Source organism: Nereida ignava (assembly GCF_047114695.1).
Classification (GTDB): Bacteria; Pseudomonadota; Alphaproteobacteria; order Rhodobacterales; family Rhodobacteraceae; genus Nereida; species Nereida ignava.
In genome coordinates, this window is sequence record NZ_CP112885.1 from 543,749 (window position 1) to 555,906 (window position 12,158).

At 54.2% G+C, this 12,158-nt stretch carries 10 protein-coding genes and 1 tRNA gene; all 11 read right to left on the reverse strand.

Going from position 1 to position 12,158, the window contains the following annotated elements:
* Window positions 1-53: 53 nt before the first annotated feature.
* The 11 genes from OLX08_RS02600 to OLX08_RS02650 all read right to left on the reverse strand — a co-directional run bounded on the left by OLX08_RS02600 (window position 54) and on the right by OLX08_RS02650 (window position 12,111).
* A tRNA-Ser gene (locus OLX08_RS02600) sits at window positions 54-143 on the reverse strand.
* Window positions 144-257: 114 nt separating this feature from the next.
* On the reverse strand, window positions 258-977 hold the full coding sequence (locus OLX08_RS02605) for an alanyl-tRNA editing protein (RefSeq protein WP_391482300.1): 720 nt from the start codon (window positions 975-977) through the stop codon (window positions 258-260).
* A gap of 37 nt (window positions 978-1,014) precedes the next feature.
* Window positions 1,015-2,052 carry a cysteine synthase A gene (locus tag OLX08_RS02610; protein WP_391482302.1) on the reverse strand — a complete coding sequence of 346 codons (1,038 nt, stop codon included), beginning with the start codon at window positions 2,050-2,052 and terminating at the stop codon, window positions 1,015-1,017.
* Between the two features lie 100 nt (window positions 2,053-2,152).
* Window positions 2,153-3,307 (reverse strand): NUDIX domain-containing protein, encoded by a 1,155-nt coding sequence (locus tag OLX08_RS02615; protein WP_391482303.1) that lies wholly within the window; start codon window positions 3,305-3,307, stop codon window positions 2,153-2,155.
* On the reverse strand, window positions 3,307-3,762 hold the full coding sequence (locus OLX08_RS02620; protein ID WP_391482305.1) for a TrgA family protein: 456 nt from the start codon (window positions 3,760-3,762) through the stop codon (window positions 3,307-3,309). The genes OLX08_RS02615 and OLX08_RS02620 overlap by 1 nt, the downstream gene beginning before the upstream one ends.
* 59 nt (window positions 3,763-3,821) lie before the next feature.
* Complete coding sequence (locus tag OLX08_RS02625; RefSeq protein WP_391482307.1) at window positions 3,822-5,030, reverse strand: class I SAM-dependent methyltransferase; 1,209 nt, start codon at window positions 5,028-5,030, stop codon at window positions 3,822-3,824.
* Between the two features lie 143 nt (window positions 5,031-5,173).
* Window positions 5,174-6,595: a cryptochrome/photolyase family protein gene (locus OLX08_RS02630; protein ID WP_391482308.1), complete on the reverse strand. Its 1,422-nt coding sequence runs from the start codon at window positions 6,593-6,595 to the stop codon at window positions 5,174-5,176.
* Window positions 6,596-6,634: 39 nt separating this feature from the next.
* Window positions 6,635-7,861 carry an aminotransferase class V-fold PLP-dependent enzyme gene (locus tag OLX08_RS02635; protein ID WP_391482310.1) on the reverse strand — a complete coding sequence of 409 codons (1,227 nt, stop codon included), beginning with the start codon at window positions 7,859-7,861 and terminating at the stop codon, window positions 6,635-6,637.
* Between the two features lie 106 nt (window positions 7,862-7,967).
* A complete protein-coding gene (locus OLX08_RS02640; protein WP_391482312.1) occupies window positions 7,968-9,644 on the reverse strand; it encodes a BCCT family transporter in 1,677 nt (558 codons plus the stop codon).
* A 314-nt stretch (window positions 9,645-9,958) separates the two neighbouring features.
* Complete coding sequence (acuI, locus tag OLX08_RS02645; protein ID WP_391482313.1) at window positions 9,959-10,945, reverse strand: acryloyl-CoA reductase; 987 nt, start codon at window positions 10,943-10,945, stop codon at window positions 9,959-9,961.
* Window positions 10,946-11,010: 65 nt separating this feature from the next.
* Window positions 11,011-12,111: a dimethylsulfoniopropionate demethylase gene (locus OLX08_RS02650; RefSeq protein WP_391482315.1), complete on the reverse strand. Its 1,101-nt coding sequence runs from the start codon at window positions 12,109-12,111 to the stop codon at window positions 11,011-11,013.
* Window positions 12,112-12,158 lie beyond the last annotated feature (47 nt).

The window sequence follows — 12,158 nt, forward strand, 5'->3', positions numbered from 1 at the left end:
AAATCACCAAGAAGCAGTAAATATAATGTTATTCAATACTTGCGGGGATATGGTGGCGGACAGACAGGGATTCGAACCCTGGAGACGGTCTCCCGCCTACACACTTTCCAGGCGTGCGCCTTCGACCACTCGGCCACCTGTCCGTGACGGGCAAATAGCGGCAATCGGTGGGGGGGATCAAGTGGTTTCTTGGGGATTGTTCACAAATAGGGCCGCGCAGGCCAACATAGCAGCCCGTTTATTCTGATGCCCTCGCCTCAATCCGCTAAATGCACATAGACACGGCGGTTGATTTTGCCCTTTTTCTCGATCTTGCCCAGCCGGATCGCACCAATCTCGCCGGTACGTTCAACATGAGTGCCACCACAAGGTTGCAGATCAATTTGCGTTGTTTCATCACCGATACGAACCAACCGGACAATTCCCGCACCGGTGGGTGGTTTGACTGACATGGTCTTTACCAAATCGGGGTTTGCGTCCAATTCGGCAGCTGTGATCCACGCATCTGTCACAGCAAAGTTGGCGTCGATCAAACGGTTCAACTCTGTTTCAATCGCTGCTTTATCCACGGGCGGGGTCTCCATCATAAAGTCCAGCCGTCCTTTATCTGCCGCGATTGCGCCCCCTGTCACCGGCAGCGGGATCACTACGGACAGCAGGTGTAGAAGCGTGTGAACGCGCATCATCCGGTGGCGACGTTCCCAGTCCAATGTTTGCGTAACTTGCGTGCCAACAGCAGGTAGGGCAGTCGGCTCGGCAGGTACGAGGATCAAGGCCCCCTCGCCTTTGATGCAGGTCGCGATCTTCATTGCACCGCCCTGCCATGTGATCTGACCGCTATCACCAGGCTGGCCGCCGCCCGTTGCGTAAAAATTTGTCTGATCTACCACAATGCCGCCCTCAGGGGTGTGGCTCACAACTTTGCCAGTTGCAACACGCAGATAGGCATCTGTTAGGAAAAGAGGCTCTGTATTCATGTCTCACCGAATGATTTGCGGTAAATGTCGTTCAAGCTCATTCAGCGCTTTCAAAGACTGAGGGAATATCATTTGCCTTTTGATCAAGCCACTCTGGTACAGGCAGGCCTTTTTCACGCAAAAACGCTGGGTTGAAGAGCTTGGATTGGTAGCGTGTGCCGTAATCGCACAGGATCGTCACAATCGTATGGCCCGGCCCCATTTCACGAGCCATACGCATCGCGCCAGCGACGTTAACACCGCTTGAACCACCAAGAACCAAACCTTCGTTTGCGAGCAAATCAAACACGATCGGCACTGCTTCTGCATCCGGGATGTTGAACGACATATCGGGCGTGAACCCATCTAGATTGGCCGTGATGCGCCCCTGCCCGATCCCTTCGGTGATGCTGCCCCCGCTAGATGCTAGCGCGCCAGTGGTGTAAAAGCTGTGAAGTGCCGCGCCATCTGGATCCGCAAGGCCGATCTTTACGCCCTTGCTTTGCAACGCCATGCCAACACCGGCCATCGTTCCACCAGAACCTACAGCACAGATAAAGCCATCAACCTTGCCGCCGGTTTGTTCCCAAATTTCGGGGCCCGTTGTCTCGATATGGGCTTGGCGGTTTGCAACGTTGTCGAATTGGTTCGCCCAAATGGCGCCATTTGGCTCTGTCTTTGCCAGTTCATTCGCCAGCCGTTCTGAATAACGCACATAATTGTTCGGATTTTTGTAAGGTGCCGCAGGAACCTGAACCAAAGTCGCGCCAGCGAGCTCAAGCATATCTTTCTTTTCTTGGCTTTGGGTCTCTGGGATAACGATGACGGTCTTGAAGCCCATTGAGGCGCCCATCAAGGCAAGTCCGATGCCCGTGTTGCCCGCCGTACCCTCAACGATTGTGCCACCCGGTTTCAGATCACCACGGGCAACGGCGTCCTTAATAATGTAAAGCGCTGCGCGGTCTTTGACCGACTGACCGGGGTTTAGGAACTCGGCTTTGCCGTAAATATCACAGCCCGTGGCGGCACTTGCTGCTTTGAGGCGGATCAACGGGGTGTTGCCGACTGCGTCAGCGAGATCTTTTACAACGCGCATCGAGCGGTCCCTTCTATTTTGGTGTTGTCTCAGATGTAGGCCAGCGCGGGGGTGATCTCAACCAATTAGCGCGCGATTTGAACCGCGTAAGCGCAAGCAATTAAGAATGTGCCTGTGCAATCCCTGCCCGAATCTCATCGCGGTGCCGCGCCAGCCACAAAGCCAAGAGTAAAGTCGGGGCGTTTTTCAAACCACCCCCGTCAGCTACCTTCATAAACGCGTCAAAACTCAGAAGGTGCGAGGCGATATCTTCGGCCTCACCTTCTTCTCCGCCAACGCCCGTGATGTCATCCGGCAAATCAGCGGTTCCCACGTAAAGATAGAAAAACTCGGTCGATGAACCGGGGCTTGGATAGGCCTCAGCAACAGCATGAAGCGCGCTGAACTTTAGCCCCGCTTCTTCCATAGCCTCGCGGTGTGCCGCATCTTGGGGTGCCTCAAACGCATCAATAAGACCTGCAATTGGCTCCATAGACCAACAATCAGACGCACCGCGCAGATACGGACCGACGCGAAACTGCTCAACCAAAAGGACCCTATCGCGCACCGGATCATAGGGCAGCACAATCGCAGCATCAGCACTTTTGAACGCCGCACGGGTCACGACTGGACTGCTTGACCCATCGAAACGCTTGAATGACAGATCCATCTCATCCATCGCGAAGAAATTAAAATACGGCGTGCGGTGCCCTAAAAGTGCAACGTCATCGCGCGACAGGCGGCCATCTACAGGCCTGCTCCCCGCTTCGGCCCGCAATCTTGACGCAGCCCGTGCGCGGATCATGCCAAAGCGCGCGGCCACATCCGCACCGCTCAGCTGGCCAAAATAACTCATCACTTCCGCAGCAGCCATGCGGCTAACTGCGCCAAAGTCGTGCTGCCACTGACTTAGGGACCACGCCCCCTCTGCCTGCCATTGACCACGCGGAGGCATGTAGATGTCCGCCCCGTCAATTTGCACCACATCATAGGCAAAACCGCTTTCGTAAAAATCCAAACGCGCTCGTTCATTCGGACTAAGGCCATCAATGCGCAGCGCTTTCGCCGATTGGCCTTTTGCGGCTTCAATGATTGGAAAACTTTCGCCCAGTACTTGGCTGACCCGATAGCCCTCAAGCATCACGTCGCTAAGGCGCAAATGATCAGTCTGCCCTAGAATTACCTGGCGTAATGCGGCGTCACGCAGCGTGCCGTAGACAATCAAAGACCCGTTTGCCGCTGGCATATCTTCTTCACCATCCACTTCACTAGGCATCACGGCAAGCCTGGTTTATCAAAAGCCTGCGCCGCTTTTGCGCCTAGATAAGCCGCCAAAACACCTCCGCCAAGCACAACAAAAATCACGCTACCGCTTGCCATAACCTGCAGGTCTTCAAAAGCGATTTCAAAAACAGCAATGACTGCTTCCATCGCTTGATCGTATTGCTTGCGCAAAGATAGCTCGAGCATTTTGATCGTTGAGTGCGCCAACAGTGCCCAGAAAACCCACGCAAACGCGCCAGTCAGCCCGTGAACAACGATGCCTTTTGCAGCGGACTTGACCCGAGGGCCGATCACCGTCCAGCCAACCATAAACCCTGCTGCTGCATTGATTTGTGCAAACCATTCAAACGGGGGATCTTCCACCATCAGCGGTGCGATCAGAAACGATGCACACCACCCCATCGCGGCCAACACCGCCGCTGCAATAAGACGACCGGCTGTTGGCATCACGAACACTCCTTACTGCACGAGTTACAACACAAGACGACCTGCCGTGATCCAAAACCTTAAGCAGGTTTGCCCACAGTGATCTGCGTTACGTCACAGTTTCGGCTATCAAATGTCGACGCGCAAGAGGTCAGGTAAAAGTTCCACATCCGGCGGAACCGCTCATCAAAACCCATGGCCGCCGCTTCTGCCCAACGGGCGTTGAAATCGTCGTACCAGCGGCGCAACGTAATCGAATAGCTCTCACCAAATTCAATTGACTTGGCCACGGTCAACCCCGCTTGGGCAACGTGTGATTTAAGAATACGCGGCGCGGGCAACATGCCACCAGGGAAGATGTATTTCTGAATGAAATCTGGGCCCCGTTTATAAACGCTCCACCGCTCATCCGCGACGGTAATGATCTGAAGCGTCGCTTGTTTACCGGGCTTCAGGCACTTGTGCAGTGTCTCGAAATAAATGGGCCAATATTTTTCACCCACCGCTTCGAACATCTCAATACTGGCGATGCCATCATACGTGCCTTGCTCATCACGGTAGTCTTGCAGCTTAAACGTCACGAGATCGGAAAGTCCTGCTTTTTCAATGCGTTCTTGAGCATAGTTAAACTGTTCCTGACTGATCGTAAGCGCCGTTACCTTTAGGCCGCGCTCTTTGGCAGCGTATTCGGCAAAACCGCCCCAACCACAGCCGATCTCAAGCACATGATCACCGGCACTGACGCCCATCTCATCAATCAACTGGGCATACTTCTGTTCTTGCGCTTTTTCCGTGCTCTCTTGCCCTGTTTTGAACAAAGCCGATGAATACGTCATCGTATCGTCAAGCCATAACCCGTAAAAATCATTGCCTAAATCATAATGATAGCTGATGTTTTTACGCGCTTGGCCTTTGGAATTTGATTGCAACCAAAACCGCAGTTTTTCGTACATCCGAACAAGCGCCTGCCCCGCAAACCCGTCATACATTTCCTCGTTGCCGTCATGCACCAAATCCATGAAGGCCTGCAGATCAGGCGTGGACCACCACTCGTCGAGATACGCATCACAAAATCCAAGATCCCCTTCGCGGATCAGCCGGCCAAACAAATCGTTGTTGTGAATATGAACTGTCGCCACAAAACCCGCCGCCGCACCGCTTGCGCGAAAGTGACGGCCATCTGGCAAAATCATATCAAGCTGTCCGCGAGACATGCTTTGAGCCATAGAAAACACTTGGGTAAAATAACGGGGCAGATTTGTTTGCCCTTGTGTCGTGGTCAGGATCATGCGTGCTTCCTAGCTGATATCGGTTGTGTCCACTTTGCCTGACAGGCGTCGGGATTGAAAGTGTAACCTATTGCAATCATTTACAAAGCCAAGCGCATTAACGCTGGGTAACTTCTTCAAAGACGTATTTTTCAGCCCGATCATCAAAAACCACGGTTTTCATACGCCCCAAGTGCTGCTTTACGTCCTGCTTCAGCCGTCATAATCGGTTCAGGATAACGCGCATCAGGGGCCAGACCCCAGCTTTGTGGGATCGCGTCAAAATACTGGAGCGCAGTCTTTGCGGGGTTCGCACGCCCCTCGGCGATCCACGCACTGACGTAGTCGCGGTTTTTATCGAACTTATCGAGTTGCGTCACAGGGTTGAACACACGGAAATACGGCGTCGCATCCGGTCCCGACCCCGATGACCACTGCCAACCCATAGCGTTTGATGCAGGGTCCCAATCGGTTAGACATTCCTCGAACCATTTTTGGCCAATCTTCCAATGGCACTGCAGGTGCTTGGTCAGGTAGCTGGCCACAATCATGCGACCGCGGTTATGCATTTTGCCCGTCACATACATCTCGCGCATTGCGGCATCTACGAACTGAATGCCCGTCCGGCCCTGCTTCCAGGCCCGCACTTTTTCAGCGGTCTCGTCTGTATTCCACGGAAATGCATCCCAGTCCGGTTTCCAATTTTGCGAGACAATCTGTGGGGTGTGGTGCACCAAATGATACGCAAATTCGCGCCAAACCAGCTCTTTGAGGAATGTCTCCGCACCTGCTTTTCCCTGATGCAGCGCCGCTTGACCCGCGTGCCAGCATGTTGTCGGGCTGATTTCACCCAAAGAAAGGTTTTCAGACAAACCACTTGTGCCGTCTTTCCAAGGAAGGTCACGATTGGTGTCATAGCCCTGAACGCGTGTCTCGATAAAGCTATCAAGACGTGCGCGAGCGGCATCTTCACCCACACGTGCATACTGTGCAACGATCGCCCAACCACGGTGCATAGCACGCCCAAGCCCCCAGTCAGACAGCACATCGGACGCAACATCTTGGGATAGCGACGCCAGCTTGGTTGGCGCACTCAGCGGCGCAGGCACGTCGCGATCGCGCACCATTTTCCACATCGGGGTGTATACTTTATAAAACCCACCGGTCTTGGTCTCAACGGTCCATGGCTCAAACATCACGTGCCCTGCGAAACTGCGCGCATCGATGCCCTGTTCTTTGAGCGCGGATTTTACATCCGTATCACGTTCTTTCGCATCAGGATCATAGAGCCGCGACCAGTAGACGGAGTTCGCGCCGGTTTCGGCGATCACGTTTTTGAGAACCTCAAGGGCGTTCCCACGACGCAAAACCAAACGCGCACCGATCTTTTCAAGGGACGCCTGTAACGCCCCAAGCGATTGTTCCAGACGCCACTTAGGCGCCGCACCAAGATTTTCGACAATTTGATCATGAATGAACAGGGCCACAACCGGCCGCCCCGTTTCGCACGCGGCCGTCAGTGCCGGATGATCTGAAAGGCGCAAATCACGCCGAAACCACATGATGATTGGTGTCTGCTCGCTCAAAATAGCCCCCTGCCGTCAACTCGCGCGGCAAGGCCGCTGTCACAGCGTTTGATCTAGGGCTTGGATCAGCAAATCAACCTCGGAGGGGGATGTGTAATGCACAAAACTCAGCCTAAGGATCCCTTGAGCCAGATCAACGCCGAGTGCCTCAAGTGCGCGGTCGGCGTAAAATGTCCCGCCACCGGCCATGATGCGTTTATCCGACAAGCGCCGCGCCACATCTGCGCCGCTTTGACCGTCCACAACAACCGAAACAGTGGGCAGCCGCTTTTGCGCATCAATTGGCCCAAGGACCCGCAAGTCGTCACGTCCCTCAAGATAGGCCATCAAGGGTCGAAGCGCTGTTTGCTCTGTCTCGTGGATCAAGGCTGCAACTGACTCCGCCCGCCCTGTCGCGTCACGCCCCGCTTTGAAATGATGTTCATAAACCGTGTCGAAATAATCCACGATCCCCGCGCAGGCCGCGACTTGCGCATGATCTGGACCCGCTGGCGTAAACCGCTTGTAAAGGACATGGTTATTGAACCCATGGCCCTGCCCTGGCAGCGCCATCCCAAGGTTACGATTTATCACCATGATACCTTGGTGCGGACCGTATGTTTTATAGGCCGAAAACAGATATATGTCAGCGCCCATCTTTTTGATGTTCGGCAAGCCATGGGGCGCAAAACTGACCCCGTCCACACAAGTGAATATCTCGTTCTCACGCGCGATTTTACAAATGGCCGACACATCATGCGGCGCGCCCACAACGTTAGAAGCGTGAGGAAAACACAAAAGCTTGACCCGCTCATCAATCAGCTCTTCAAGATCATCGGTCTCAAGCATGCCCGTCTCGGGACGCATTTTCCATTCGCGCACCTCTATGCCGCGGTCGGCCAATCGCCGCCAGACACCACTGTTGGCCTCATGATCTGCGTCTGTGACGATGATTGCTTGCTTCTCGGTCAGCCACGATCCGAAAGCTTGGGCCAACACATAAGTATTTTGGGTGGTCGACGGACCGAAGCTTACCTCATCAGTTTGTACGCCAAGCAGACGCGCAAGCCGTTCGCGCGCCTCATCCATTTCGGCGCCCGCAAGTTCAGAGGCAGGGTATTGACCATAAGGTTGGACTTTGCGCTCGCGGTAAAAACGGTTCAATCGCCACGCCGAATGCCTGCACGTGTAACTGCCGCCTGCATTCTCGAAAAACCCTCGCCCGCGCAAGACAGGCTCGGCAAACGCAGGGAACTGCGCACGCACAAAATCAAGGTCCATTATCATATGCAGAAACTTGCATAGTATAGGGCAGTATGCAAGGGAATACCATCAAATGAAAACGCCCTATCGTCAATAACGACAGGGCGTAAACATAGCTATGAGAGAGCAATTACTCAGCCGGTGTTGTGCTCATTTCAGCTGTCGTTGTGGCAACACCAGCAGCCTCACGACGACCGTCATTATAGATCGCCTTGATCAGCGCGATACACATCAACACCATCACCACCGAGAATGGTAGCGCGCCGATCACCATCGCTGTTTGGATCGCAGATGTACCCCCTGAGATAAGCAAACCGCCCACCACCAGCGCCAGTGCCACACCCCAAAACATAATGTGCGGACGTGCTTTTGGTCCTTCGTCGCCGGCCGCGTTAATAGTGTTCACAATCAACACCGCCGAGTCAGCAGAAGTCACCAAGAACGTCATCAGCAACACAACGATCAACAACGCCATGCCCCACGCCAATGCTTGTGCAATCGGCGCAAGCATGAATTCAGTCATCGCAAAGATCTTGTCACCGTTTGCTGCACCAAAGATCACGCCATTCGCACCGCCATTCAACTCAAGATCAATGGCCGTGCCACCCGCCCATGAAAACCAGACAAAGCACATCAACGCAGGCACGATCATCGCACCAAGCACAAACTCTCGGATCGACCGACCACGACTGATGCGCGCAAGAAACAGCCCCACGAAAGGCGCAAACGCGATCCACCACGCCCAGTAGAACACCGGCCACCAGCCCTGCCACTGCGACAACAAGAAATCTTCTGACCCTTCTACACCGTCTGAACGGAACACGTTGAAGCTCATCTCCGGCAAGGCGATCAGGTAGTCGAACACACCCAGCACCATTGCCTGCGCACCAAAGAAGGTCGCCCCGAAAATGATGAAAAAGCCAAGCAAGATGATCGACAGCACCATGTTGATGTTGGACAGCCACTTGATGCCCTTCCCAACCCCCGACAACGCCGACAGCGTAGACGCGCCCATGATGACGACCAAAGCCACGACAATGCCCATACCCGTTGCACCACCGTCCTCAGCCATCAGACCGTTAATTCCGATCCGCGTGAGGCCCGCCACAAATTGCTCCACGCCAAAACCCAGCGTTTGCGCAACACCAAGTATAGTCGCCACAACAGCCACAATATCAATCAAGTGCCCCAAGCGACCAGACAGCGCTGTACCAAACAAAGGTGTCAACGATGAGCGAATGGTAAGCGGCAACCCACGACGATAGCTAAAGAACGCAAGCGACAGACCAGCCACCGCGTAGCAGGCCCACGCGCTTAGCCCCCAATGCAGAAACGACCACTTGTAGGCCATGCGCACGTTATCTGCCGCACCCCCAGTCGTGATGCCCTGAATGACCTCTGGATTATTGCCAAAATGCGCAACTGGCTCTGCGACGGCCCAAGTTAGCATCCCAACGCCAATCCCAGCCCCAAACATCATAGAAAACCATGAAAAATTTGAGAATTCCGGCTTTTCCCCGGGCTGACCAAGGTTAAGGCGCCCTGCGGTCGGCCAGACCGCCAAGCCCAGACATACGATAATGAAAAAGCCAACGGACCAGATGTACCAAGCGGCGAAATTCGCCAGAATGACACTGTTCCACTCGCCTAGAATACGGCCTGCATCAGTAGGCCATACGATACACCACACAACCAAAATGCTGATAATTATTTTGCTGATTACAGTCACATTGAGACTGAAACCACGATAAAAACCTGTGTCTGCGGTCTTAATCGGTAACTCTGTTAATGGTTCTTGAATAGACATTGTCTTCCCCGGTTTTTATTATTTATGCGACAAAGCGTAGCAGAGCCACTTGGTGGCACAAATAAAACATTCAATATGCTGCGTGGTTTCATTTTATGTATTTAAATACAATGGGGTAGAGCCAAAAGCTCGAGACCTTTCACCAAATAATGTCCACATTTTAGTGCGTAACTGCAAAAGCTGCGGCAATTTAGAAGACACTATTCATTTACGCGCACAAAAACTGTTCGGAGCCCAGAGTGAAGAGTGGTCTATGCCCAACCAAAAAGGGCACCCAATGGGCGCCCTCCTCGCTGTACATACGTTGAAGCTTCTTAGCTTCCGGCAACATCCACCACGACACGTCCTTTGACTTGGCCCTTCAGAATGTCACGGCCAAGGGACGGCAGATCGGCAAGCGTCGCTGGAACAATCATGTCCTCCAGCTTTGCAAGCGGAAGATCGGTAGCGATACGCTGCCAAGCGCGCTGACGTGCCTCAAAGGGCTGCATGACACTGTCGATCCCAAGCAGGTTCACGCCGCGCAGCAAAAACGGAATAACAGTAGCTGGCAAACCCGCGCCACCGGCAAGGCCAACAGCCGAAACCGATGCGCCGTATTTCATCTGGCCAAGCACGCGGGCCAGCATTTCGCCACCGACCGCATCAACACAGCCGCCCCATGCTTCCGCCTCAAGGGGGCGTTTTGTGGTCTCGTTCAGCTCCTCACGGGCTACAATCTGGGACGCCCCAAGACTTTCAAGATATGCGCCAGTTTCAGGCCGCCCCGTCACAGCCGCAACTTGATGGCCAAGGTTTGCTAGAATGGCCGTAGCCACAGACCCAACGCCACCAGCCGCCCCAGTGACCAAAACCGGCCCGTCTTTGATGCCGTGATCTTCAAGCGCCATAACGGCCAGCATCGCGGTAAAGCCTGCCGTACCTACCGCCATAGCCTGACGTGTGTCGAGACCTTTGGGAAGTGGCACCAACCAGTCCGCTTTGACACGCGCTTTTTGCCCGTAGCCGCCCCAATGGGCCTCACCAACGCGCCAGCCTGTCAGAACAACTTTATCCCCTGCAGCATAGCGCGGGTCATCAGATGTTTCGACGGTGCCTGCGAAATCAATACCCGGCACATGGGGGTAGTTGCGCACAAGACCGCCGCCCGGCCCGATGCACAGACCGTCTTTGTAGTTAACTGTCGAGTATTCAACGGCCACAACCACATCACCGGCCGGAAGCTGATCTAGGCTCAGCTCCTCAACAGCTGCGTGTGTTTTGCCTTCGTCGTCTTTGTTGACCACCAGTACTTTAAACATGTTCATCTCCCTACATCTTTTCAGTCTTTTCAAAGTCGCGGCACGCTGAATCGCCGCGCCATACATTAAATCCAGAATTTTTCAGCCACCGTGACGGCCCGCGGACCATCAGGTGTTTGAGCTGTCAGCTTGGTGCCTGCGTCCCAGTGGGTCATACGCACCATGCCGATAGCGACGCCTGTGCCAAAATCAGGGCTGTTGGCCGCAGATGTGATCTGCCCCACAACTTTATCGCCCGCGATCAAAGGCCACGCACGATCACAGGGCGGCACTGCCCCCTCAATCTCAAGAGGGCGGATTTGCTTCACTGGCCCCTCCTTGGAGACGCGCAGCAACGCGTCACGGCCCACACACCCGATCGCCGTTTGGGTTGAACAAAAACGACCAAGTCCTGTTTCGTGGGGGGTGTTATCGCGGGTCATGTCATTGCCATAGGACAGCAAACCACCTTCGACCCGCTCAATCCCGTTGGGACAGCCTGCGCGCACATCAAGGTCTTTACCCGCCTCCATAAGCGCGTTCCAAAGCGGCATTCCAATGTCACTGCCTTCAACGTAAATCTCAAAACCGCCCTGCTTTGAATAGCCAGAGCGCGCAATCACAAGCGAGCGCCCCTGAAACTCAAACACGCCATAGCGGAAAAACTTGACGTTGCGAACGGCCTCACCAAAGACCCGCTCCATCAAATCATCGGACTTGGGCCCCTGAATGGCCAGCGGGCTGACGTCGGGCTCATCGACCATCACATCAAGGCGGTAGCCATACGCAATGCCTTTGACCCAAAACAGCAAGTCACTGTCAGCGATAGAAATCCAATAGCGGTCCTCGGCCAATTTAACCGCAACCGGATCGTTCAGCATCCCGCCGGTCTCATCGACCATGGGGACATAATAACACATGCCCGGCAGCATCCCGCGCAAATCCCGCGGCGTCAGCATTTGCAGCAAGCGACCTGCATCAGGGCCGCGCACTTCGACTTGTCGTTCAGCGGCCACATCCCAGACCTGAACAGCCGATTTAAGGTGGTGATAGTCTTCGACCACACTACGAAAAGCAGTTGGGAGAAGCATGTGATTATAAGTTGTGTAGGCACTTACACCTGCCGCCTCCACACCATCAGAGAACGGCGTGCGGCGAAGCCGACGCGAAGCAGTAATCAAAGCCATATCGTGTTCCTTATCCTTGGCTTATCGAAGCTATAATGTCGTAAATT

Bases quoted from the DNA above. Each gene is read 5' to 3' on its own strand.
- OLX08_RS02605 (WP_391482300.1), bottom strand. From the start codon at position 977: ATGAATACAGAGCCTCTTTTCCTAACAGATGCCTATCTGCGTGTTGCA.
- OLX08_RS02610 (WP_391482302.1), bottom strand. From the start codon at position 2,052: ATGCGCGTTGTAAAAGATCTCGCTGACGCAGTCGGCAACACCCCGTTG.
- OLX08_RS02615 (WP_391482303.1), bottom strand. From the start codon at position 3,307: ATGCCTAGTGAAGTGGATGGTGAAGAAGATATGCCAGCGGCAAACGGG.
- OLX08_RS02620 (WP_391482305.1), bottom strand. From the start codon at position 3,762: ATGCCAACAGCCGGTCGTCTTATTGCAGCGGCGGTGTTGGCCGCGATG.
- OLX08_RS02625 (WP_391482307.1), bottom strand. From the start codon at position 5,030: ATGATCCTGACCACGACACAAGGGCAAACAAATCTGCCCCGTTATTTT.
- OLX08_RS02635 (WP_391482310.1), bottom strand. From the start codon at position 7,861: ATGATAATGGACCTTGATTTTGTGCGTGCGCAGTTCCCTGCGTTTGCC.
- OLX08_RS02640 (WP_391482312.1), bottom strand. From the start codon at position 9,644: ATGTCTATTCAAGAACCATTAACAGAGTTACCGATTAAGACCGCAGAC.
- acuI (WP_391482313.1), bottom strand. From the start codon at position 10,945: ATGTTTAAAGTACTGGTGGTCAACAAAGACGACGAAGGCAAAACACAC.
- OLX08_RS02650 (WP_391482315.1), bottom strand. From the start codon at position 12,111: ATGGCTTTGATTACTGCTTCGCGTCGGCTTCGCCGCACGCCGTTCTCT.